The organism is Cupriavidus sp. (genome assembly GCF_057315035.1).
This window is the reverse complement of sequence record NZ_DBHKYV010000028.1, coordinates 1-22,124: the sequence shown is the minus strand read 5'-3', so window position 1 is coordinate 22,124 and position 22,124 is coordinate 1. Positions and strand designations below refer to the sequence as shown.

General features: G+C 63.9%; 21 protein-coding genes. 14 read left to right on the top strand and 7 right to left on the bottom strand.

What is annotated here, in order from left to right; all coding sequences use genetic code 11:
• The first annotated feature begins 76 nt into the window (after window positions 1-76).
• Window positions 77-1,045 carry a tripartite tricarboxylate transporter substrate-binding protein gene (locus ACO550_RS26820; protein ID WP_315595394.1) on the top strand — a complete coding sequence of 323 codons (969 nt, stop codon included), beginning with the start codon at window positions 77-79 and terminating at the stop codon, window positions 1,043-1,045.
• 5 nt (window positions 1,046-1,050) lie between these two features.
• Complete coding sequence (locus ACO550_RS26815) at window positions 1,051-2,451, top strand: lyase family protein (protein WP_315595395.1); 1,401 nt, start codon at window positions 1,051-1,053, stop codon at window positions 2,449-2,451.
• Between the two features lies 1 nt (window position 2,452).
• On the opposite strand, the gene ACO550_RS26810 is transcribed toward ACO550_RS26815, so the two are convergent.
• Window positions 2,453-3,346 carry an EamA family transporter gene (locus ACO550_RS26810; protein WP_315595396.1) on the bottom strand — a complete coding sequence of 298 codons (894 nt, stop codon included), beginning with the start codon at window positions 3,344-3,346 and terminating at the stop codon, window positions 2,453-2,455.
• Window positions 3,347-3,461: 115 nt separating this feature from the next.
• Here ACO550_RS26810 and ACO550_RS26805 point away from each other — a divergent pair, with 115 nt between their 5' ends.
• The 3 genes from ACO550_RS26805 to ACO550_RS26795 all read left to right on the top strand — a co-directional run bounded on the left by ACO550_RS26805 (window position 3,462) and on the right by ACO550_RS26795 (window position 5,967).
• On the top strand, window positions 3,462-4,682 hold the full coding sequence (locus tag ACO550_RS26805) for a helix-turn-helix domain-containing protein (RefSeq protein WP_315595397.1): 1,221 nt from the start codon (window positions 3,462-3,464) through the stop codon (window positions 4,680-4,682).
• A gap of 38 nt (window positions 4,683-4,720) precedes the next feature.
• On the top strand, window positions 4,721-5,353 hold the full coding sequence (locus tag ACO550_RS26800) for a Vgb family protein (protein ID WP_315595398.1): 633 nt from the start codon (window positions 4,721-4,723) through the stop codon (window positions 5,351-5,353).
• Window positions 5,354-5,460: 107 nt separating this feature from the next.
• Window positions 5,461-5,967 carry a GAF domain-containing protein gene (locus ACO550_RS26795; protein ID WP_315595399.1) on the top strand — a complete coding sequence of 169 codons (507 nt, stop codon included), beginning with the start codon at window positions 5,461-5,463 and terminating at the stop codon, window positions 5,965-5,967.
• Window positions 5,968-5,973: 6 nt separating this feature from the next.
• On the opposite strand, the gene ACO550_RS26790 is transcribed toward ACO550_RS26795, so the two are convergent.
• Both ACO550_RS26790 and ACO550_RS26785 read right to left on the bottom strand, forming a co-directional pair.
• On the bottom strand, window positions 5,974-6,885 hold the full coding sequence (locus ACO550_RS26790) for a bestrophin family protein (protein WP_315595400.1): 912 nt from the start codon (window positions 6,883-6,885) through the stop codon (window positions 5,974-5,976).
• Window positions 6,886-6,940: 55 nt separating this feature from the next.
• Window positions 6,941-7,945, bottom strand: a complete 1,005-nt coding sequence (locus ACO550_RS26785; protein ID WP_315595401.1) for an MBL fold metallo-hydrolase — start codon at window positions 7,943-7,945, stop codon at window positions 6,941-6,943.
• Between the two features lie 310 nt (window positions 7,946-8,255).
• Between ACO550_RS26785 and ACO550_RS26780 the strand changes: the two genes are divergently transcribed.
• Window positions 8,256-8,816, top strand: coding sequence for a ferritin-like domain-containing protein (locus tag ACO550_RS26780; RefSeq protein ID WP_315595402.1), 561 nt, complete (start codon window positions 8,256-8,258; stop codon window positions 8,814-8,816).
• A 57-nt stretch (window positions 8,817-8,873) separates the two neighbouring features.
• On the opposite strand, the gene ACO550_RS26775 is transcribed toward ACO550_RS26780, so the two are convergent.
• Together ACO550_RS26775 and ACO550_RS26770 are read right to left on the bottom strand one after the other, a co-directional pair.
• Window positions 8,874-9,917 (bottom strand): DUF1254 domain-containing protein, encoded by a 1,044-nt coding sequence (locus tag ACO550_RS26775; RefSeq protein ID WP_485995023.1) that lies wholly within the window; start codon window positions 9,915-9,917, stop codon window positions 8,874-8,876.
• A 138-nt stretch (window positions 9,918-10,055) separates the two neighbouring features.
• Complete coding sequence (locus tag ACO550_RS26770; protein ID WP_315595403.1) at window positions 10,056-10,931, bottom strand: LysR family transcriptional regulator; 876 nt, start codon at window positions 10,929-10,931, stop codon at window positions 10,056-10,058.
• 122 nt (window positions 10,932-11,053) lie between these two features.
• On the opposite strand from ACO550_RS26770, the gene ACO550_RS26765 reads away from it, so the two are divergent.
• Genes ACO550_RS26765 through ACO550_RS26745 form a run of 5 tightly spaced genes read left to right on the top strand, consistent with a single transcriptional unit; the run spans window position 11,054 to window position 16,202 of the window.
• A complete protein-coding gene (locus ACO550_RS26765) occupies window positions 11,054-12,055 on the top strand; it encodes a tripartite tricarboxylate transporter substrate-binding protein (RefSeq protein ID WP_315595404.1) in 1,002 nt (333 codons plus the stop codon).
• 8 nt (window positions 12,056-12,063) lie between these two features.
• The gene (locus tag ACO550_RS26760) at window positions 12,064-13,302 is read left to right on the top strand and encodes a CoA transferase (RefSeq protein ID WP_315595405.1); all 1,239 of its coding nucleotides are present in this window, start codon (window positions 12,064-12,066) and stop codon (window positions 13,300-13,302) included.
• Window positions 13,302-14,318 (top strand): cyclase family protein, encoded by a 1,017-nt coding sequence (locus ACO550_RS26755; RefSeq protein ID WP_315595414.1) that lies wholly within the window; start codon window positions 13,302-13,304, stop codon window positions 14,316-14,318. Before ACO550_RS26760 ends, ACO550_RS26755 begins: the two co-directional genes overlap by 1 nt.
• 34 nt (window positions 14,319-14,352) lie before the next feature.
• Window positions 14,353-15,312, top strand: a complete 960-nt coding sequence (locus ACO550_RS26750) for a tripartite tricarboxylate transporter substrate-binding protein (protein WP_315595406.1) — start codon at window positions 14,353-14,355, stop codon at window positions 15,310-15,312.
• 14 nt (window positions 15,313-15,326) lie between these two features.
• The gene (locus tag ACO550_RS26745) at window positions 15,327-16,202 is read left to right on the top strand and encodes a CoA ester lyase (RefSeq protein ID WP_315595407.1); all 876 of its coding nucleotides are present in this window, start codon (window positions 15,327-15,329) and stop codon (window positions 16,200-16,202) included.
• A 6-nt stretch (window positions 16,203-16,208) separates the two neighbouring features.
• On the opposite strand, the gene ACO550_RS26740 is transcribed toward ACO550_RS26745, so the two are convergent.
• On the bottom strand, window positions 16,209-16,598 hold the full coding sequence (locus tag ACO550_RS26740; RefSeq protein WP_315595408.1) for a hypothetical protein: 390 nt from the start codon (window positions 16,596-16,598) through the stop codon (window positions 16,209-16,211).
• 108 nt (window positions 16,599-16,706) lie between these two features.
• On the bottom strand, window positions 16,707-18,497 hold the full coding sequence (locus ACO550_RS26735; RefSeq protein ID WP_315595409.1) for a redoxin domain-containing protein: 1,791 nt from the start codon (window positions 18,495-18,497) through the stop codon (window positions 16,707-16,709).
• A 227-nt stretch (window positions 18,498-18,724) separates the two neighbouring features.
• Between ACO550_RS26735 and ACO550_RS26730 the strand changes: the two genes are divergently transcribed.
• From ACO550_RS26730 to ACO550_RS26720, 3 genes are all read left to right on the top strand, one after another.
• Window positions 18,725-19,468, top strand: coding sequence for a response regulator (locus ACO550_RS26730; RefSeq protein ID WP_315595410.1), 744 nt, complete (start codon window positions 18,725-18,727; stop codon window positions 19,466-19,468).
• Entirely contained in the window at window positions 19,465-20,766 is a 1,302-nt protein-coding gene (locus ACO550_RS26725; RefSeq protein WP_315595411.1) for an ATP-binding protein, read from the top strand. Before ACO550_RS26730 ends, ACO550_RS26725 begins: the two co-directional genes overlap by 4 nt.
• Window positions 20,767-20,894: 128 nt before the next feature.
• Window positions 20,895-22,076, top strand: a complete 1,182-nt coding sequence (locus tag ACO550_RS26720; RefSeq protein WP_485995022.1) for an IS481 family transposase — start codon at window positions 20,895-20,897, stop codon at window positions 22,074-22,076.
• Window positions 22,077-22,124 lie beyond the last annotated feature (48 nt).

Here is a 22,124-nt window from a genome sequence, read left to right as displayed (position 1 = left end):
CTGGCCCTCACCCCCGGCCCCTCTCCCGCTCGCGGGAGAGGGGAGCAAGACATAAAAAGATCTGAACGGAGACAACATGAAACCCATCATCGCCGCGGCATTGACCGCACTGCTGGCCACTACCGCCAATGCGCAGACCTGGCCCGCCAAACCGATCACCTGGATCGTCCCGTTCGCAGCCGGCGGCCCCACCGATGCGTTGGCGCGCCACATTGCCGAGCGTGTTTCGCGCGAGGTCGGTCAATCGATCATCATTGACAACTCGCCCGGTGCGGGCGGGACGGTAGGTGCAACCAAGGCGGCGCGCGCGCCGGCAGACGGCTACACGATGCTGGTGGGCCATATGGGTTACATGGGCGCGGCGCCGGCGCTATACAAGAAGCTGTCCTACGACCCGGTGAAAGACTTCGCACCTGTGTTTCGGTTTCCCGATACGCCGATGGTGCTGATGGTGCGCAAGGATCATCCGGCCAAGGATGTGCGCGAGTTTGTCGACTACGGTCGCAAGAATCCTGGCAAGCTGTTTATCAGCAATGCAGGCATGGGCTCTACCTCGCATCTGGTGGCGGCGTTGTTCGCATCGTCGGCGGGCATGAAGGTGTCGCTGGTGCCGTACAAGGGTGCGGGTCCGGCGCTGATCGACGTGATCGGCGGACAGGTTGATGGAATGTTCGACCAGACCAATACGGCGCTGCCGCAGATCACGGAATCGAAGGTGCGGCCGCTGGCCGTGACGTCGTCGGCGCGGGTCGCGCAACTCAAGGACGTTCCGACGCTTGCGGAAACCGTGCTGCCCGGATTCGAGGCCGCAACCTGGTACGGCATCTACGCGCCCAAAGGTACGCCGCAACCTGTTATCGACAAGATGCAACAGGCCTATCTGAAGGTGATGACCGACCAGGCATTTACATCGCGGCTGTCGGCGCAAGCCGTCCAGATGCTGCCACCTGAGCAGTACACCGCCAGTGCGCTGGGCAAGCACACGGCGTCGGAGGTGGCGCGCTGGAAGGTGGTGGCGGCCAAGGCCAATATCTCGCTGGACTGAATGTCATGAGTGAAACCCGCGTGGAGCATGATGCGTTCGGTCCGGTCGAGATCCCGGCCGATCGCTACTGGGGCGCGCAGACGCAGCGCGCGCTGGCGGTGTTTGATGTTGGCGACGAGCGCTTTCCGGAAGCATTGATCCACGCGTTCGGGCTGCACAAGATGGCGGCGGCGCAGGCCAATCTGCGTTGCGGTGTGCTGGCACCGGCATTGGCCGAGGCAATCGTGGCTGCCGCTGCCGAGGTGCGCAGCGGCGCCTACGATCGGCATTTTCCGCTGACGATCTGGCAGACCGGATCAGGCACGCAGACCAACATGAATGCCAACGAGGTCATTGCGAACCGTGCCAATGAGCGGCTGGGCCAGCCATTGGGAGGCAAGCGGCCCGTGCATCCAAACGATCACGTCAACGCGTCGCAATCGTCGAACGACAGCTTCCCGTCGGTGATGCATATCACGGCCGTGCTGGAGCTCGAAGACCGGTTGTTGCCCGCGTTGGCGCAACTGCGTGACAGCCTGCATGAGCGAGCCACCGCCTTTGCCGACACTCTGAAGCTTGCGCGCACGCACCTGATGGATGCGGTGCCAATGCGCCTGGGCATGGCGTTCGACGGTTTCACGATGCAGCTCGATAATGCCATGGCACGTGTGCAGGCGGTGATGCCGCGCCTGCTGGTGTTGCCACAGGGCGGCACGGCGGCTGGAACCGGACTGAACGCACCGGCCGGCTTTGCCGAAGCGTTCTGCGAGGAAGTGAGCCGACTGAGCGGTGTCGCGTTTCGACCAAGTCCGTGCAAGGTTGAAGGCATGGCCGCGCACGATGCGCTGCTCGAACTGTCGGGCGTGCTGAACGTGATCGCGGTGTCGTTTATCAAGATCGCCAACGACCTGCGCTGGATGAGTTCCGGCCCGAACTGCGGCATTGGTGAACTGACCATGCCCGAAGATGGATTGACGTCGTCGATCATGCCCGGCAAGCGCAATCCGACCATTGCCGAAGTCATGGTGCAGGCTGGCATGCAGGTAGCCGGCAACCATGTGACCGTAACCATGGCCGGCGCATCGGGCAACTTCGAACTGAACGTGGCCAAGCCGGTGCTGATCCAGAATGTGTTGCAGTCGATCCGCCTGCTGGCGGACAGCGCGCGTGTGGTGGCGCAGCGCGTAGTGCCCGGACTCGAACCCGATCGCGAGCGGCTGGCGCGCAATCTGGAGAGTCCGCTGCTGGCGGCAACCGCGCTGAATCCGGTGCTTGGTTACGACAAGGCGGCGGCCATCACCCGGCATGCACGGGAGCAAGGCCTTTCGCCGCGCGCGGCGGCTGTGGAATTGGGCCTGCTGAGCGAACCGGAGTACGACCGTCTGGTCGACCTTGAGCGCATGGCGCGTGGCGGCCTCGGTGGATAGCCTAGCGTTTGCGCATCACCAGGTACAGACCTGCGGCCGCAATGGCCATGCCCGGCCACGCCAGTAGCGGAATAGATTCGCCAAGCACCATGAATGCGATGACCGCGGTGGCCGGCGGCACGAGGAAGAATAGCGCCGACACGCGCGAGGCTTCGCCGTGGCGGATCATCGCCAGCAGCAATGAGATCGCCACCAGCGAATTGCCGATCACCAGGTAGGCCAGCGACCCGAACAGCCCCGGCGTCCATTGCACGTGCATCGGTTCCAGCAGGAAGGCCAGCGGTGCGGTGACCAGTAGCGCCACCGCGTACTGCACGGTGTTGGCCAGTACCGGATGGACCGGCGTTCCGAAGCGCTTCTCGTACAACGTGCCGCTGGTCATCGCCAGTAATGCGAGCACCGCAAAGGCCAGCGCCAGCCATGAGCCGACTTCGATAGACGACTTCGCGGTGATCACGATCACTGCGCCGGCCACGCCGAGCGCCAGACCCAGCCAACGGATGGGGTCGACACGTTCCCCCGCAATTGCCGGTGCCAGCAGGCCGATCAGGATTGGTTGCTGCGACGTGACCAGCGCCACTGCGCCAGCGGACATGCCGAGCTTCAAGCTCAGGTATGTGAACGAAAAATAGCCGGCCTGAATCAGCAGACCGATCATTGCCAGATGCAACCATGGCGCAATGCCGTGCGGCAATGGTGGCCGCAGCCACAGGCATGGTCCGATCAGCAACAGCACCACGCAGGCATAGCGCAAGGCCAGGAAGGTCAGCGGGTCGGCGTACTGCAGGCCGAGCTTGAGAAACACAAAGCCGCACGACCACAACAGCAGGAATAGCGCAGGCGCGATGCGTAGCCAGAGTGGTGTGGCCGAAGGCTGCAGCGTGCTTTCAGACATGGGTTGAGGCCGGGATGCCGGCCATGCCGGGAACAGCCGAACGATAACACCTGTGTGCTAGATTAGCCTCGGCATGGACTGGACCATATGAGGTGACGGGCGTGATGCGATTGCGATGGATTCACTGATCACTGCCGCGGCGCAGCGGCTCGCGGCGGGCGACCCGCTCGGCGCGCTGAACCGGATCGCTTTGCGCGACGATGCGCCCGCGCTGGCATTGCGTGGGATTGCCATGGCACAGCTTGGCGATTTCACGCGTGCGCGGGCGCTGGTGCGCAGTGCGGCGCGGGCGTTTGGTCCGAAGGAAAGCATTGCGCGCGCCCGATGCGCCGTGGCAGAGGCCGAGATCGCGCTGGTTTCACGTGACCTCGGGTGGCCCGCCAAGGCGCTCGATGCAGCGCGGCGCGTGCTCGACGCCCATGGCGACCCGGTCAATGCTGCCCATGCGCGATATCTTGCGGCGCGCCATCATCTGCTGCTTGGCCAGCTCGACGCTGCCGAGCAGGCCATTGCCGGTCTCGATCCAGTGCAGTTGCCACCTGCATTGTGCGCCGCACACGAGTTGGTAGTGGCCGGCATCGCCATACGCCGCGTGCGGAGCGCGGCTGCGCATGCCGCATTGACGCGTGCTGAGCGCGCGGCGCGTGAGGCCGGTATCGCAGCGCTGATCGCCGAGGTCCAGCAGGCGATGGGCGTGCTGACGTCACCGGTGGCGCGTCTGGTGGTACGTGGTGACGAGCGGCCGGTGCAGCTCGATGAAGTGGAAGCGCTGTTTGCGTCGAATGCGTTGATCGTCGACGCGTGCCGCATGGCGATACGCAGGCGAGATGATATGGTGATGCTGGCTCGCCGCCCGGTGCTGTTCACGCTGGTGCGTGCCTTGGCGCAAGCATGGCCGGGCGATGTCTCGCGCGAGGTCCTGATTGCCAGCGCCTTCCGCACCAGGCACCCTGACGAATCCCACCGCGCACGCCTGCGCGTGGAGATCGGGCGCTTGCGCGCAGCGCTTGGCGAGCTCGCTGCCATCCACGCCACACCGCAAGGCTTCGCCATGACACCGCGCGAGGCCACCGACATTCTGGTCATCACGCACCCGGTGGAGCAGGCGCACGCGGCAGTGCTGGCCTGCCTGGCCGACGGGGAGTCGTGGTCGAGTTCGGCGCTGGCCCTCGCGCTTGGGGCCAGCCAGCGTACCGTGCAGCGTGCACTCGACGCCCTGGCCGCGGCGGGCAAGGTCCAGCCGGTGGGCCAGGGGCGCGCACGGCGCTGGATGACTCCGCCCATGACCGGTTTCGCGACGCCCTTGTTACTCCCGGCCACGCTACCCAGCGCGTAGCATGGTTTCCACATCCACCGTATCGAGAGGAAACCATCATGAAGCGATCCGCTGCAAACATTGTTCAGGAATACGGCCCGTTCCCGGGCGTCGACCATGTGCATGGACTGACCTGGGATGGACACCAGGTATGGTTCGCGGTCGGTGACAAGCTGCTTGCGCTGGACCCGGCCAGTGGCAAGACCTCGCGTGAGATCAGCGTGTCGGCGCATGCGGGTACGGCCTTCGATGGCCGGTATCTGTTCCAGATTGCCGAGCGCCAGATCCAGAAGATCGATCCACAGACCGGTGCGGTAGTTGCCACCATTCCCGCGCCGGGCGACGGCAACGACTCGGGCATGGCATGGGCCGAGGGCTCGCTATGGGTCGGCCAGTATCGCGATCGCAAGATCCATGAGATCGACCCAGAGACCGGTGCAATCCGGCGCACCATCGAATCCAACCGCTTCGTTACCGGCGTGACCTGGGTGGACGGCCAGTTGTGGCACGGCACATGGGAAGCTGACCAGAGTGAACTGCGGCATATCGATGCCGACACCGGCAAGGTGCTCGAATCGATCGAGATGCCGGCGGGCGTGGGCGTTTCGGGCCTGGAATCGGATGGTGCCGATCGGTTCTACTGCGGTGGCGGCGATAGTGGCAAGGTCAGGGCGGTCAAGCGTCCGGCATAGGGCGCAAAGGACATAGCGTCCCGGCAGACATGCGGTCAGGGGCTTTCGTGAAGAGACTGGACGACGGGTTATCATCGACGCCAGTTCCAGTCTTTTCGCCCAGTACGATGTTCCAGCTTTCCGACGATCTTTCCCAAGCCACCAAGCCCGATCAATACGCCGCCCTGGTGGAAATGGCGCGCGGCCTGCTAGCCGACGAGCGCGACCTGACGGCCAATGCCGCAAATTTCTCGGCACTTGTCTATCACTCGTTGACCGACCTGAACTGGGCCGGTTTCTATTTCTTCGATGGCACGGAGCTGGTGGTTGGCCCGTTCCAGGGCAAGCCGGCGTGCGTGCGTATCGCCATTGGCCGTGGCGTCTGCGGCACTGCGGCGCAGACGCGTGCCACGCAGCTGGTGCGTGATGTCCACGCCTTCCCTGGGCATATCGCCTGCGATGCCGCCTCGCGCTCAGAGATCGTGGTGCCGCTGGTGGCGTCCGACGGCACACTGATCGGCGTGTGGGATGTCGACAGCCCGCGCGAAGCACGCTTCGACATGGACGATCAGGCCGGCATGGAGGCGCTGTGCGCAGTGTTTGTCGAACTGGCGTGGGGCCGTCGTCTGCGGTGATCCGGACTAGGTCTGGATGAAATCGCGCGGCATTGGCGCGGCACTCAGCGGCGCTTCGCCGATCATTTCCAGCACGGTGGATTCGATCATGTACGACATAGTCGTCAGCGCGAGATCGTTGGGTTCCTCGCCGAACGGTTCCTCGATCTCGGCGCTCAGCGCTTCCAGCGCGAAGAATGTGTAGGCGATAAAGCAGACGATGACCGGTGTCATCAAGCCGATGGAATCGAGCAGACCAAACGGCAGCAACGCACAGTACATATAGATGCATCGGTGAATGATCACCGAATACGTGAACGGGATCGGCGTGCCGGCCAGCCGCTCGCAGCCACCCAGCGCGGTACTGAGCTGGCTCAGCGAGGTTTCCATCGGCAATGCCAGCGATGGTGGCAGCGTGCCTTGCCTGAGCCGGTCACCGACCCACTCGCCAGCCATCAGCAGGGCCATGGCGGGTTTGAACCTGGCGGCCTTCAGGCGTGCCGCATCGGCATCGTCGAGGAACGGGGCCACGTCGGGCCAAGCATCGGTGCCACGCAACTGATGGCGCAGCGCGTGCACGAATGCACAAAGCCGATAGGCCAACTGGCGCGCATCGCGCGGGTCAGTCACCAGCGTCAGCGCCTGGCGCGTTAGCGAGCGGGTTTCGTTGAGTACGCTGCCCCACAATGTGCGGCCTTCCCAAAACCGGGCATAACTGGTGCTGTTGCGAAAACCGAGGAAGATGGCCAGCGTAAGGCCGATCAGCGAGAACGGCACGAAGTTCAGCGACACCTTCCATTCGCCAATCCGACCGTGAAAGAACGTGATCAGCGCGGCAAACAGCGTGATCGTGACCAACTGCGGGGCGATCCTGGGCAGGACCGATCCGCGCAGCACAAACAGCATCCGGAACCAGTGAAGTTGCGGGCGGGTAATCATCGGCGGGCTGACATCTGGCGCAAAGACGCCATGTTCGCACGCCGTTGGTCCGGCGTCAGCGGTCGTTTCGAATCGGGCCGTACTCGGCCGGTATCCACGAGTAGCCAACCTGGTCGCGTCGCACATGGCCCAGGCCCGGGAATGGCAGGTGCGCCCCGCCTACCCACAGCTTGCCTTTGGCTGCATCGTCCAGCACGCGCTTGCGGGTAATGACGGCCTGATGGCTGTCCACGTCGAACTCGATGGCGATGTTCGGACGACGGAACTGCGTGGCGTGGCTATGGACGATATCACCCCATAGCAGCAGGTTTTCCTTGCCCGACGCAAACAGGTAGCCAGTGTGTCCCGGGGTATGGCCACGCGTTGGCACGGCGCGTACGCCGGGAATCGGTTCAGCGCCGGCGGCAGCATTGAAGGTACGGAAGCGGTTGGCTGCCTGGTACGGCGCCACGGCATCGCGCGCCATCGCAAACAGGGCCTTGGCGGCCTCGGGCGCAGCGGCTGCGGCCGATTCGCTGAGCCAGTAGTCGGCGTCGGCCTTGTCAGCGTAGACCGTGGCGTTCGGGAATACCGGCTTGCCGTCGGCGGTCAGGCCACAGGCGTGGTCGCCGTGCAAGTGGGTCAGCAATACCGTATCGACTTGTTCGGGCGTGTAGCCGGACGCGCGCAGATTGCCAAGGATGCCGCCGAGCGTGGGCCCGAAGCATGCTGCCGCGCCAGTGTCCACCAGCACGAGGTGGGTGCCGGTGTTGACCAGATAAGCGTTGACTGCGGTCTGCATGCCAGGTGTGGAGGCCACGAACATGCGCGCCAGCAGGCTTTGCACTTCGCGTGCGCTGGTGTACTTGAGAATCTTCGGATCGAGATCGATGTAGCCGTCGTACAACGCGGTGACTTCCAGCTGCCCCACCATCATGCGGTAGAAGCCCGGCACCTGGGTCTTCTGCTGGGCCGGCGGGGCGGCATGAGCGGTGCTGGCCGCAAACGGCAGCGCGGCGGCCAGCACTGCCGCCAGGAGCGTGGCGGACAGGCGGCTGCGGGTTGGACGGCGCAATTCCATCTTGATTCTCCCTGTGATCGATAGCGACAGATGTTCGCGATACGGCACACTACGCGTATCGACGTGGTGAGGCAAGTCACGCATTAGTAGTAGTTGCTCCCCTCTCCCGCGCGCGGGAGAGGGGAGCAAACCACGGGGAGAACGACATTCTCTCTACACGCGACGATTGTAAAAAGCACTCACTTGGCGAAAGCTCACCACGGATTTACTAGGGCTGCAGCAGTGGCATCGATTTTGCCTGCAGGGGTAAAGTCCGCTCCTGCACGCCGTGTGGAAGCGGGACCATTCGAACGATGACGAAGGAGTCCCCATGTCTGACAAGCAACCGTTCCTGACGGACATCAAGACGCTGCGTGAGCGTGCCCGCAAGCACATCGACGACGGCGCTGTGACGGCCGGCTACGACGCCGAGCGCGGTACCGTGATCAAGCTGCTGAACGATGCGCTGGCCACGGAGATCGTCTGCGTCTTGCGCTATCGCCGCCACTACTTCATGGCCAAGGGTCCGAACTCCAAGGGTGTGGCCGAGGAGTTTCTCGCACACTCGAACGAGGAACAGGGACACGCCGACCAGATCGCCGAGCGTATCGTGCAGCTTGGTGGTGAACCGGACCTGTCTCCCAATAGCCTGACCACGCGCAGCCATGCCGAGTATGTGGAAGGCAGTTCGCTGAGCGACATGATCAAGGAGAACCTGGTGGCGGAGCGCATTGCCATCGATACGTATCGCGAGATCGTGCAATATATCGGCGCCAAGGATCCCACCTCGCGCCGCTTGTTGGAAGGCATTTTGGCCGTGGAAGAAGAGCACGCCGACGAGATGCTTGACCTGCTGTCCGCGAATGCGGGCGACAAGGAAAAGCGGCACTGAGGCGCCACTGATTCGGGGGAGTAAAAAAAGCGAGGCAGATGTCTGCCTCGCTGCTGCTCAGTTCACGGGCTGTGGTTCCGGGAACTTGTACTTGCCGCTGAGTACATCACGCTGCGGCTGGTACATCCGCACCGTGTAGTTCCAGCCGTCGACAATCGGCAGGCAATTGGGCACGCCCGCATCGCAGCCACCGAACTGCATGGTGATGCTGCCGTCGGCATCCTTCTTCGCAGTCAGGTTGTTCAGCGTATAGGCAGCGGCGGCATTCTTCTCGAAGTAACCCTTGGCGTTGTAGACGCTGACGGACCAGAAGCCATTGACCGGTACCTTGCCGACGTGGAGCCGATAGACGGTCTTGCCGTCGTTCTTCTCGGGTGTCACGTTCAGGTACATCGCATCCTTGTCAGGATTACCTCCCCATCCGGCGGCGGTGCCAACCAGATGGCGGATCGGATCGACCTCACCCTTCTTGCCGAAGGCGCCCTTGAAGTCGGGCATGGTGGATGCCAGCACCAGGATGGCATCGCGGACCTTCTTCTGGCTGGCCGGATCCCAGTTCGGCAATGCCAGGGTACCCGGGGCCTTCTGGCTGACCTGAACGGCGTCCTGTAGCGCGTGGACCTGTTTGATGTCGTCAGCACTGGCCGGATCGACGAGCGTGCGGATTCCCACCACCACATAGCGTGTGCCAACGTTCTCGCGCGACAGCACATGCTTGCCGGCGCCGTAATACACCGCCGGCACGTAGTGGTCTTCATTGATGACCTGCATCGACATGAAGCGCTTGCCGGGATTCGGCATGGTGATGGTCACGGGCCCGGCATCGAGGTCGAACACGCCGGACGAATATAGCGTATCCCGATTCAGACGGATCACTGTCTGATTGTCGATCGAAGCTGGTTCGCGCCGATGCGACAGCTTGCCCACGCCGCCCTGTTTCGCCAAACCGGCGATGTACATGTCCGATTCCGCGCGCACGAAGTTGTCGAGCGTGACTGGAACGGTGGCGCCTTCGGCGGCCGGCTTCTCCTGGGCCTGCGCCACACCGCTGCCGGCGAGGGTCAGGCCAACGATGGCATTGACGATCAGTTGCTTGTTCACTGGCTCACCTTTTCCTGAATATTGGAAATGATCTTGGCAATGGGCAAAGTATTGCCCGGCGAGTATGACGCAAGCTGGTGCGTTCGGGCGCATCGAACGAAAGCACTAAGATCGCAAATCGAACTTGTTTAATCCACGTCAGATTCGCCCGGCCGCCGCGCTGCGCAGGGTGTCCAGCAACGCGGCGATGACGCGGTCTTCGGTCTCGTCCACGCGCGCCACGAATGAAATCTGGCGCGAGGGCGGTGTATCGCCGAGGGTCATCACTCGTACCGGGAACGCGTCGAGCAGGTAGGCATCAGGCTGCGGCAACACGGAAACGCCGAGGCCGCGCGACACCATGGCCACGATGGCCGGGATCGACAGTAGCTCCATGCGCGAACGCACTTCGGGTGCCACGCGTTTCACGAAGTCCGCAGCCGCCGCACCGGCAATGGTCGACATGTCGAACCGCACCCACTCATAGGTTTTGAACAATGACTTGATACCGCGGTTGCCCGGTTCACGCGGGGCGATCAGCACGCACGGCTCGCGAAACAGTGGCGTCCAGCGGACGCGCGTAGTTGCGCCGGTCTCTGGCTGCGCCACCACGGCGGCGTCGATGGTGCCGGAGCGTAGCGCGTCGATCAGTGCCGTCGAGCGGCCCCGTTCGAGTCGCACGTCAAGATTCGGATATCGCTCGCGTACCAGCGCCATGAACGGTGGCAGCAGCGTGACCTGCATGGGTTCGATGATGCCCAGCCGGACCTTGCCTTCGACCACGGGTGCCGAGCGCCGGCGCAGTGCTTCGAGTGTGCGGATCGTGTCATCGAGCGTGGCGCTGACGTCGTGTGCGAACGCGGTCGGCCTGACCTGCAGCGCCGAGCGGTCGAACAGCGGCTGGCCGAAATAGATCTCCAACTGCTTCATCTGCAGGCTGACCGCACTGGGCGACAGATTCATCTCCGCCGCCGCGCCGGCAAAGCTGCCGCTGCGCATGACCGCCGCCAGGGTCTGGAAGAACTCGATCTTCATGAGTTTTCCTCACCGATAGATTTAAAAACGTCACTTTATCTCAATCGATGGCGCGACTACGATGTTTATCAGACGGCACCAACCCATAGGTGCCGCATTGCACAACATCTGGAGACAACGACGTGACGCTGCATCGTTCTTGCCTGCGCACCCTCGCCGCAGGCCTTTCCACGCTTTCGGCGGTAGCCGTGACCCTGGTCGGCGCCACGCCTGCCGTCCACGCCGCGGAAGTGGCAGTTCCCAAGACCATCCGCATGGTGGTGCCGTTTCCGCCGAGTGGCAGCAATGATGTGTTTGCGCGCCTGGTCAGCGAGAAGCTGTCGAAGAAACTCAATGTCACCGCCATCGTCGACAACAAGCCTGGTGCTGGCGGGGCGATTGGCGCAGAGTTCGTGGCGCGTTCGGCGCCGGACGGTGCCACGCTGCTGGTGACATCGTCCACGCTGACCGCCAATGCCGCGGTGCAGCCGAAGACCAGCTACGACGTCAACAAGAGCTTCGCGCCGGTGGCGATGCTGGCCAGCGGCCCGATGGTGCTGGCGGTATCGGACAAGTCGCCGTACAAGACCGTTGGCGACCTGGTGGCCGCCGCGAAGAAAGAGAAGGGCGCCATCAACTACGGATCGGCCGGCATTGGCTCGATCAACCAGATGGCCAGCGAACTGCTGGCCGGCGATAGCGGCATCGAGTTCACGCATGTGCCATACAAGGGCATCTCCAACGCACTGACCGACCTGATCGCGGGACAGGTGCAGTTCGTGATTGCCAGCTTTCCGTCGGTGGCCGGACAGGTGAAGGGCGGCAAGGTGCGCGCGCTGGGCGTGACCTCGCCCGCGCGCTCGCGTTTCGCGCCGCAATGGCCGTCGGTAGCGGAAACGGTGCCGAACTTTTCGGCCGAGCTCTGGTGGGGCGTGTTCGCGCCGGCGGGTACTCCGCAGGCACTGGTCGACAAGCTCAACACAGAGATTCGCGACATTATCGCCAGCCCTGAAATGCGCGAGATCTTCGCGCGTGAAGGTGCCGAACCCTCATCGATGACCGCCGCCCAGTTTGCCGAGCATATCCGACGCGACAGCGCGCGCTGGAAGCAGGTGGCCAAAGCCCGCAACATTACTGCCGAGTAAGCCTTCCCATGTTCAAGCAGCAAGCCCTGGCGCCCGACGCCACCGGACCGCTCGACGGCATCCGCATTCTCGACCTGTCACGCCTGGTGGCGGGCAATACGTTGACGATGGCCCTGGCCGACCTGGGTGCCGACGTGCTCAAGGTGGAGCCAGCCAGCGGCGACACCCTGCGCGACTGGAAGGTCAAGGACATCTCTACGGCCTGGAAGGCGTACTGCCGCAACAAGCGCAGCCTGTGCCTGAACTTCCGCGCCGAGGGTGCGATCGACGTGATCCTCGATCTGGTGACCCACGCCGACGTTTTTGTCGAAAGCTTCAAGCCAGGCACGCTCGAGGCCATGGGCCTGGGCCCCGAGGTGTTGCAGGCGCGCAATCCGAAGCTCGTGATCGTGCGCGTGTCGGGCTGGGGCCAGGATGGTCCCTATTCACATCGGCCCGGCTTTGGCACGCTCGTGGAAGGCATGTCGGGCTTTGCATCGATGAACGGCTTTGCCGATCGTGAACCGGTGCTGCCGCCGATCTACCTGGGCGACATGACAGCGGGGCTCTATGGCGCCATTGGCGTACTGAGCGCGGTGCGCAATGTGGAAGTCCGTGGCGGTGTCGGCCAGGTCATCGACCTGCCATTGCTCGATCCGATCTTTGCCATTCTTGGCGCGCAGGCGGCCAACTACCGGCTCACCGGCAAGGTGAAGCCGCGCACCGGCAGCCGCTCGACCAATAGCGCGCCGCGCAACGCCTACCAGACTTCCGACGGCAAATGGGTCTGCCTGTCAGCTTCGACGCAGGCAATGACCGAGCGCCTGTTCCGCGCCATCGGCCGGCCCGAACTGATTGCCGATGCACGCTTTGCGACCAATGCCGAACGCGTGAAGCACGCGACGTTGCTCGACGGCATCATCGGCGAGTTTCTTGGCACGATGACGCAGCCTGACTGCGTGGCCTTCTTCGACAAGGCCGGGGTCACCATCGGGCCGATCTATGACATTGCCGATATCGAGCAGGATCCACACTTCCAGGCGCGCGATATCGTGGTGGAGCTTCCCGACGCCGAGATGGGACAGATCCCGGTCCACAATATTTCGCCACGGCTCGGCGGCACCCCCGGCTCGTTCCGGCGCGCGGCGCCAACGCTGGGCGAGCATTCGGCCGAAGCGCTGCGCGATGCGGGCTTCAGTGACGCGCGCATTGCCGAACTGAAGGCTGCCGGCGTGGTCATCGATGCCGATGTGGACGGAGTTGCATGATGGCCGCGAATCCGCGCTGGACCCAACGTCCCGCTGGCGCCAACTGGGGTGACTTTGGCCCCGATGACCAGCTTGGCCGGCTCAACCTGATCGGCCCCACGCAGGTACTGGCCGCGGTACGCGAAGTGCGCGCAGGGCTGACGTTCTCGCTCAGCCTGCCGCTGGATGTGCCACGTGCCGGGGTGCTGAACCCGCGCCGGCGTCCGCCTGTGCTGCATCCGTCCGAGAAGGATGGCCAGCGCGTGTTCAATCGCCCGATGGGCGGCGACATACCGGGTGCCACCGATGTGATCAGCGACGACCACGTCATGCTGTCACCGCAATACTCGACGCAATGGGATGCGCTGGGCCACGTGAACTGCCTGTTCGATGCCAATGGCGACGGCACTGCGGAGACGGTGGGCTATAACGGCTTCTCGGTAGGGTCTGGCAGCGCACCCGACGGCACCTTCATTGGCGCCGATGCGCTGTCGATTGCGCCAATGGCCGCACGCGGCATCCAGGGGCGCGGCACGCTGGTCGACCTGCAACATCACTTCGGCACCGCGCGCCATGCGGTGGGCTATGACGATCTGATGCGCGTGATCGAATCCGACCATGTGGACGTGCAGCGCGGCGATATCCTCTGCGTGCACACTGGCCTGGCCGATATGGCGCTACAGATGTCCGCCACCGACGACCACAGTGTGCTGCGCAACGCGTGTGCCGTGCTCGACGGTACCGATGCACGGCTGCTGCAATGGATCGACGACGCAGGTATCGCGGCGATTGCCGCCGACAACCATGCGGTGGAAGAGCGTCGCCATGGCCTGCCGCCGGGCACCACGGGACCGCTGCTGCCGCTGCACGAGCTCTGCCTGGTCAAGCTGGGCATTCCACTTGGCGAGATGTGGCACCTGACGCCGCTGGCCGCGTGGTTGCGTCAGGCGGGTCGCGCATCGTTCCTGCTGACCGCGCCACCGATGCATCTGCCACGCGCGGTGGGTTCGCCGACCAACCCGATCGCCACCGTCTGACCATCGAATTCAAATAGAAACTGGAGACCTGTTCATGCTTTCGACCTGCCGCAACCTGTTGGTTGCCGTGGCCGCCTGTGCGCCGCTGCTGGCCACCGCCGGATACCCTGATCGCCCGATCCGCATGATCGTGCCGTATTCCGCCGGTGGCGGCGCCGACAACACCGCACGCGTGATTGCGCAGCGCATGAGCGCATCGATGGGCCAACAGGTCGTGATCGACAACCGTCCCGGTGCTGCCGGCGTGATAGGCGAGGAAGCGGTTGCCAAGGCCACGCCCGATGGCTACACGGTGCTCTACGATGCATCGGCTTTTGCGGTGAATCCGAGCCTGCGCAAGATGTCGTTCGACCCGCTCAAGGATCTGGTGCCAATCTCGCTGGTGGCTACCGCCGCCAATATCCTGGTGGTGCCGCCCAACGCGCCGTACAAGAACATCAAGGATTTCATTGCCTATGCCAAGGCCAATCCGGGCAAGCTCACGTTTGCGTCGGCCGGCGCGGGTAGCGGCTCGCATCTGGCCGGTGAACTGCTCAATGCCAAGGCCGGTATCGACCTGCTGCACGTGCCGTACAAGGGCGGTGCGCCGGCACTGACCGATGTCATGGGTAACCAGGTGTCGGCCTACTTCGGCAACGTGGCGTCCACGTTGAACTATGCCAAGGGCGGCAAGCTCAAGGCGCTGGCCGTGACATCGCTCAAGCGCAACCCGGGTTTGCCGGACGTACCGACGTTGGCGGAGAGCGGCCTGCCCGATTTCGAAGTGCTCGAATGGAATGGGGTCTGGGTGCCGCGCGGCACGCCACCCGATGTCGTGGCGCGCTTGGCCAAGGAAGTGCAGGGTGCCGTGGCTGACCCGCACGTACAGGACAAATTGCGCCAGATGGGACTCGAACCGGTCGGCAACTCGCCGCAGCAGTTCGGCAAGTTCGTGCAGTCCGAGGCATCGCGCTGGGGTGCGCTGGTCAAGGCGCGCAACATCCGCGCCGAGTAAATATGAGGGCGATCATGCGTAGCAAACTGTTCGTGCCGGGATCGCGCCCGGAGCTGTTCGACAAGGCGCTGGCCAGTGCGGCCGATGCACTGTCGTTCGACCTCGAAGACGCCGTGGCGGAGCCGCGCAAGGCCGAAGCGCGTGCCGCGCTGCAAGCCTTGCTGGAATCGGGCCGAACCGCGGCATCGGGCAAGACCATTATCGTGCGCGTGAACGCACCCGATACCGTGCACTTCGAAGCCGATATTGCCGCTGTGGTGCGCGCGGGCTTGCACCTGATCAATGTGCCGAAGGTGGAAGCGGTGGAGCAGGTGCACGCTGCCGCGCAAGCGGTGGCGCGCGCCGAAGCCGCCAATGGGATGGATGGCGTGACCGGGCAGGTAAAGCTGCTGCTTAATATCGAATCGCCGCGCGGACTGCGCAAGGCCTACGAAGTGGCTGCCGCCGATGCGCGCGTGGCGGGCCTGCAACTCGGCTATGCGGACCTGTTCGAGCCGGCCGGGATTCATCGGCGCGAGACGCTGGCCGTGGCACAGACCATGTACCAGATGCGCATGGCCGCCGCCGAAGCCGGCGTGTTTGCCTACGATGCCGCGTTTGCCGATGTCAAGGATGCCGACGGCTATCGTGCCGAAGCCGAACTGGCGCGTCGCCTGGGCTATCTTGGCAAGAGCTGTATCCATCCAAGCCAGATTGCGCTGGCCAATGAGGTATTCCGTCCTTCCGAGGCCGAGATCGCGGCGGCGCAACGCATTGTCGCGGCCGCCGACCAGGCCGATGCGGCAGGGGTTGGCGCTTACCTGGTGGACGGCAAGATGGTGGACCGCCCGTTCGTGGAACGCGCCCGCGCGGTGCTGGCGCAGGCGCGGGCGATGGGCCTGGCAGACTGACGCAGCCTAGCGCGCCGCGGTGCCGGGCTTGCAGTCCTTGATATACCCGGTGACGCGGCCCTGGCTCAGCATCGGCCGCCACTCTCCGGCACTGCGGATCTCGACGTCGGTACCCTGGCGCGCTGCGCGCAGATTGACCAGGTACGAGTAGCCGGCATCGGCGCGGTGGCCGAACCCGACTCGTACGTCGACCTTGCCGGGCTCCGGGTAGGCCTGCACATTGGCATCGTCGCCGAGCTTTTGTTTCAGGCACAGTACAAGGTCGCCCACGCTGGCGTCCGAATGGAATTGCTTCCCGTCCTGCGACTCGAGGTATTCCATGTTCGAGCCGCTGGCACATGCTGCCAGCAATGGCATGGCGATGGCGGCGATCAGTACTGGACGAATCCCGATCATTCAAGCTCCTGATGGTGGTGCGGTGATTTTGACCTGCGATGCTGCCACGAGCCAGCACGCAGGTCAAAATTCATCGCGGCCATCATCGCGGCCACCATCGTCGCCCCTTCAGCCAAACGTAAAGGCATAGGCCAGCGCGCCCGGGTCCAGGAAGCGGATCTCGAACGTGTGGTCGCCCACCTCGCCCGCCTGCCGCACCAACTGGTAGAGCCGCGTCTGGGTAATGGCGCCGTTGCCGTTCGCGTCGATGTCCGCGCCGTGGCTGGCACCGGGCGCCTTGCCGTCGATCTTCACCAGAAAACGTACGGCACGGCCGTCGGCGGCGGGGCCGAGCACCAGATGCAGGTCGCGCGCATGGAAGCGATAGGTCACGCTGCCGTCGGCGCGGTCGAGCGTGGCCCGTTCGGGGCCGACCGTCCACTGGCCGGACAGTCCCCACTGGTTCAGGCGCAGATTGCCGCCCACGGTATAGCCGTGCGAGACATCCTGCCGGACGCCGCCCGGCGAAGCAAAGTTCGACGCCTGCTCATAGCCGACATAGGTTTCGCCCGAGCGCACGTCCTTGAGATCGGGTGCCGCTTGCGCGCCCGGCGCGTCGGGAATCACCAGCTCGCGCGAAGCCGATGGCTTGCCGGCTTCGGCCAGCAGGGACTGGATTACGCGCTCCGAGTTGGCATAGTCGCCTTCGCCAAACTGGTGATGACGGATATTGCCGCGTGCATCGACAAAGTAAGCCGCTGGCCAGTAGTTGTTGTTGAAGGCGCGCCAGATACGGTAGTCGCTATCCACGGCCACCGGGAAGCCGATCTTGAAATCGGCAATGGCACGGCGCACGTTCTCCGGATTCTTCTCGAATGCAAACTCGGGCGTATGCACGCCGATCACCGTCAGGCCCTGATCCTTGTACTTGTCGGCCCACGCGCGCAGGTACGGCAATGAGCGGATGCAGTTGATGCATGAGTAGGTCCAGAAATAGACCAGCGTGACCTTGCCCTGCAACTGGTCGCGCGACAACGGCGCGTTGTTGCCTGTGTTGAACCATTTCACCGCGCCATCGAGTGGGGGCATCTGGCCTTCCACGGGCAGGCGGATACCCAGGCCGGCACTGGTGTCGTTGGCGGCCAGCAATACGCCGGCACCCGGGGCGGGCATATCGTTGACGGCCTGGCGGGTGGCAGCATTGGGGTGGAACCGCTCGAGCAACCCCTGTTCCAGCCGCGCCGGCGCGCCAATCGACCAGCGTGCCAGCAGTCCGGTATCGGCGCCGATGGCAATTGCCGCCACGCCACCCAGTACGCCCACGCCCAGACCCCGGCGCAGCCATTCGCCGGTACCCATCGATCGCTTCATGGCTGCGAACAGGCGTCCGCCGATGCCCAACGCCGCGGCCAGCGAGGTGGCCGCGCCGGCCGCATAGGCCAGCAACAGCAACGAGCTCTGCACGCTGGCGCCTTGCAGCGCAGCCGTGGTCAGCACGATGCCAAGGATCGGACCGGCGCAGGGCGCCCAGAGCATGCCCGTGGCTACCCCAAGCAGCAGCGAGGCCCAAGGCGACGATGCCTTGGACGAATCGCCGCCGGCCAGCCGGTTGCCCAGAGCCACCACCGGCCGCGCCAGGGCTGCGGCCAGCCTGGGGACCAGCAGCGATACGCCGAAGACCGCCAGCAGGGCCAGCGCTGCATAGCGACCGTATTCATTCGCCCGCACGGCCCAGGCGCCGCCTACCGACGCCAGCGTGGCCACCGCGGCAAAGGTCAGCGCCATGCCGGCCAGCATTGGCAGCCGGCCGCGCATGAACGGCTGGCCGCTGCCGCTCAGCACAAACGGCAACACCGGCAGGATGCACGGGCTCAGGATGGTCAGGGCACCGCCCAGGTAGGCAAGGATCAGCAGGGTCATGATCGGGGCTCTTTCAGGAAAGCTTCGGGCCAGCAATCTGGCATGCCCCAATCAGACACCCGTGATCTACCGTTAATGTGTCGCCAACGGCCGAAGTTGTACCGCTTTGTGGGGCCGGCGGTGCCAGATACATTGCGATACACGCGAAGTTGGCGACGCCCATACAATCTCGCCAACAGGACGAATCGTCCACATTCTTACAATGCCAATTTGCCAGGGTGACTCTGATGGAATCGCACGTCGACCATGTACTGATTGTTGATGACGACCGGGAAATCCGCGAACTGGTCTCGACCTACCTGACCAAGAACGGCCTGCGCGTGACCATGGCGCCCGATGGCCGGCATATGCGGCAGTTCCTGGAAGCCAACACGGTGGACCTGATCGTGCTGGACATCATGATGCCCGGCGACGACGGACTGGTGCTGTGCCGCGAACTGCGTGCCAGCAAGCACAAGGCCACGCCGATCCTGATGCTGACCGCGCGCGACGACGAGACCGACCGCATCGTCGGCCTGGAAATGGGTGCCGACGATTACCTGACCAAGCCGTTTGCCGCGCGCGAACTGCTGGCCCGCATCAAGGCCGTGCTGCGCCGCACCCGGATGTTGCCACCCAACCTGCAGATCTCCGAGGCGGGCCAGATGCTGGCGTTCGGCGAATGGCAACTCGATACCACGGCGCGCCATCTGATCGACCGTGACGGCACCATCGTGGCGCTGAGCGGGGCCGAATATCGGTTGCTGCGCGTGTTTGTCGACCACCCGCAGCGCGTGCTCAATCGTGACCAGCTATTGAACCTGACGCAGGGACGCGAGGCAGACATGTTCGAACGTTCGGTCGATCTGCTGGTGAGCCGGTTGCGCCAACGGCTCAACGACGACGCGCGCGAACCGGGCTATATCAAGACCGTGCGCAGCGAAGGCTATGTGTTCGCGATGCCGGTCGAGATCAAGGAGGCGCGTCAGTGAACACTCACCGCTGGCGCTGGCCGCGCACTCTGGGGTCGCGCCTGTTCCTGATCCTGCTGGCGGGCCTGATCATCGCGCATCTCACGTCATTTGCGGTGCTGTTCTCCGAGCGCTATCTGTCGGCGCGGCAGGTGATGCTGGGCACGCTGGAAACCGACGTGGCCACGTCGGTGGCGATCCTGGACCGCATTCCTGCGGCGGAGCGCCCGCAATGGTTGCCACGGGTGAACCGCGGCAACTATCAGTACATCCTCGGGCCGGGTTTGCCCGGCGTGCCCGAAATGACCCAACGCGGCAAGGACATCGCGGAACGCATCATGGAAGCCACCGGGACCCACTACCCGGTCACGGTGGTGTCGATTCCCGGCGATGGCAAGCAGTTGCAGGCGCACCTGACGCTCAGTGACGGCAACCCGCTGACCATCGACGTGCATCCGCGCATGACGCCGATTGCCGACTGGTTGCCGTATGTGCTGGTACTGCAACTGGCGTTGTTGCTCTTCTGCTGCTGGTTTGCAGTGCGCCTGGCGATCCGTCCGCTGGTGGCGCTGGCCAAGGCCGCCGATTCGCTCAATCCCAACGCGAAATCGCCGCCACTCGACGAAGACGGCCCTACCGAGCTGGCACGCGCGGCGCGGGCCTTCAATGCCATGGGCGACCGGATCGCGCATTTCGTTGAGGAGCGCGTGCAGATCCTGGCTGCGATCTCGCACGACCTGCAGACGCCGATCACGCGCATGAAGCTGCGCGCCGAGATGGCCGAGGACTCCGAAGAAAAGCGCAAGATGGTGAACGACCTTGCAGAGATCCAGACGCTGGTGCAGGAAGGACTGGCCTACGCGCGCACCACCAGTGGCGAAGGCGAGAAGGCTTCGCGCATCGACCTTGGATCGTTCGTGGAAAGCCTGGTGTATGACTACCAGGACACCGGCAAGGCCGTGACAATCCTGCAGAACGCGGGCGGTGCCATCGTGACCCGTCCGCACGCGCTGCGACGCATCCTGACCAATCTGGTCGACAACGCCATCAAGTTTGGCGGGGCCGCCGAACTCATCGTGCGCCGCGAGCACGACACCGTGACGATCGAAGTGCTCGATCGTGGTACCGGTATCCCGGAAGACAAGCTCGAAGCGGTCTTGCAGCCTTTTGTGAGGCTGGAAGGCTCACGTAGCCGCGAGACCGGCGGCAGCGGCCTGGGCCTTGCCATCGCCCACCAGCTGGCGCTGGCAATCGGCGGCTCGCTGAAGCTGCGCAACCGCGAAGGCGGCGGCCTGGCCGCGGAAATCCGCCTGGGCTAACTGCACTGTAGGTTGTCTCCCCTCGCCCGCAACGCGGGAGAGGGGTGTATGGACCGGGGACATAGGTGACAGGTGTGCGAGGACATGGTTGACACTTCCGAGCAGATTTTTGCTCGGGAGAACAACCCATGTCATGGAGCACGCGAGACACCATGAGCCTTCGCCTCGAGTTCATTGCCTTGGCATCGCAGCCGGGATGCAATCGTCGGGAGTTGTGCCGACGCTTTTCGATCAGTCCGCAAACAGCGTATAAGTGGCTGGCCCGGCACCAGGCAGAAGGGGTTGCCGGGCTTGCGGATCGACCTCGACGACCGCTTAATAGCCCTGAGCGCACCTCAGAGGATCTCGAAGCACTGGTTGTGGCGCTACGGCGTGAACACCCCGCCTGGGGCGGGCGCAAGATCAGCCGCAGACTGTCCGATCTCGGCCATGTTGGTGCGCCTGCCCCCAGCACGGTGACCTCAATCCTGCATCGGCATGGCCTGATCGATCCGGAGGCCAGCGCCAAAGCCACGCCCTGGAAGCGATTCGAGCACGCGAGTCCCAATGAACTGCTTCAGATGGACTTCAAGGGGCAAGTGCCCAATGAGCATGGCGTCTGCTATCCACTGACGCTGATTGACGACTACTCACGCTTCAACCTGTGTCTGGCCGCCTGCGACGATCAGCGCAGACAGACCGTGCAACAGCAGCTCATTGCCGTATTTCGCCATTTCGGGCTGCCACAGCGGATCACCATGGATAACGGCTCGCCCTGGGGCTGTACGGATGACACCGGGCTGGGCTTTACTCGGCTGACAGTCTGGCTGATGCAGCTTGGCATCCGAGTGAGTCACTCGCGCCCCTATCATCCGCAGACACAAGGCAAGGATGAGCGCTTTCACCGCACTCTCAAGGCCGAAGTTCTGCAGCACCGGTGCTTCAGGGACAACGCCGAGGCGCAACAAGTCTTTGATCGATACCGGCACGTCTACAACCACGAGCGCCCCCATCAAGCCCTGGACATGAACGTGCCAGCGCAGCGCTATTGCATGAGTAGCGTCGCCTATCCGGAAAGGCTGGCAGCGGTGGAATATCTGCCCGGGGATCGTTGCTACAAGGTCGATAGCAGCGCCAGAATCATGGTGGGTAGTCGGCGCATCAAGATAGGCAAAGCCTTCATCGGTCAGCCGATAGCGTTGCGCGCGACCGACAATGACGGCGTATTTGCCATCTGGTTCAGTCGCTTCGAAATCGGCCAGATCGACTTACGCACCGGAATGGCAAATCGGACAAAAACACAAACTAAGCACCAGACTCCCGGCGCCTAGAATGTGTCAACCATGTCCTCGCACATGTGTCCACCATGTCCCCGGTCC

Excerpts from the sequence above, each read along its gene's own strand:
- ACO550_RS26745 (WP_315595407.1), top strand. The coding sequence starts at position 15,327 with ATGCGTAGCAAACTGTTCGTGCCGGGATCGCGCCCGGAGCTGTTCGAC.
- ACO550_RS26770 (WP_315595403.1), bottom strand. The coding sequence starts at position 10,931 with ATGAAGATCGAGTTCTTCCAGACCCTGGCGGCGGTCATGCGCAGCGGC.
- ACO550_RS26805 (WP_315595397.1), top strand. The coding sequence starts at position 3,462 with ATGGATTCACTGATCACTGCCGCGGCGCAGCGGCTCGCGGCGGGCGAC.
- ACO550_RS26790 (WP_315595400.1), bottom strand. The coding sequence starts at position 6,885 with ATGATTACCCGCCCGCAACTTCACTGGTTCCGGATGCTGTTTGTGCTG.
- ACO550_RS26750 (WP_315595406.1), top strand. The coding sequence starts at position 14,353 with ATGCTTTCGACCTGCCGCAACCTGTTGGTTGCCGTGGCCGCCTGTGCG.
- ACO550_RS26785 (WP_315595401.1), bottom strand. The coding sequence starts at position 7,945 with ATGGAATTGCGCCGTCCAACCCGCAGCCGCCTGTCCGCCACGCTCCTG.
- ACO550_RS26755 (WP_315595414.1), top strand. The coding sequence starts at position 13,302 with ATGGCCGCGAATCCGCGCTGGACCCAACGTCCCGCTGGCGCCAACTGG.
- ACO550_RS26780 (WP_315595402.1), top strand. The coding sequence starts at position 8,256 with ATGTCTGACAAGCAACCGTTCCTGACGGACATCAAGACGCTGCGTGAG.
- ACO550_RS26720 (WP_485995022.1), top strand. The coding sequence starts at position 20,895 with ATGTCATGGAGCACGCGAGACACCATGAGCCTTCGCCTCGAGTTCATT.
- ACO550_RS26800 (WP_315595398.1), top strand. The coding sequence starts at position 4,721 with ATGAAGCGATCCGCTGCAAACATTGTTCAGGAATACGGCCCGTTCCCG.
- ACO550_RS26810 (WP_315595396.1), bottom strand. The coding sequence starts at position 3,346 with ATGTCTGAAAGCACGCTGCAGCCTTCGGCCACACCACTCTGGCTACGC.
- ACO550_RS26740 (WP_315595408.1), bottom strand. The coding sequence starts at position 16,598 with ATGATCGGGATTCGTCCAGTACTGATCGCCGCCATCGCCATGCCATTG.
- ACO550_RS26820 (WP_315595394.1), top strand. The coding sequence starts at position 77 with ATGAAACCCATCATCGCCGCGGCATTGACCGCACTGCTGGCCACTACC.
- ACO550_RS26735 (WP_315595409.1), bottom strand. The coding sequence starts at position 18,497 with ATGACCCTGCTGATCCTTGCCTACCTGGGCGGTGCCCTGACCATCCTG.
- ACO550_RS26730 (WP_315595410.1), top strand. The coding sequence starts at position 18,725 with ATGGAATCGCACGTCGACCATGTACTGATTGTTGATGACGACCGGGAA.
- ACO550_RS26815 (WP_315595395.1), top strand. The coding sequence starts at position 1,051 with ATGAGTGAAACCCGCGTGGAGCATGATGCGTTCGGTCCGGTCGAGATC.
- ACO550_RS26795 (WP_315595399.1), top strand. The coding sequence starts at position 5,461 with ATGTTCCAGCTTTCCGACGATCTTTCCCAAGCCACCAAGCCCGATCAA.
- ACO550_RS26760 (WP_315595405.1), top strand. The coding sequence starts at position 12,064 with ATGTTCAAGCAGCAAGCCCTGGCGCCCGACGCCACCGGACCGCTCGAC.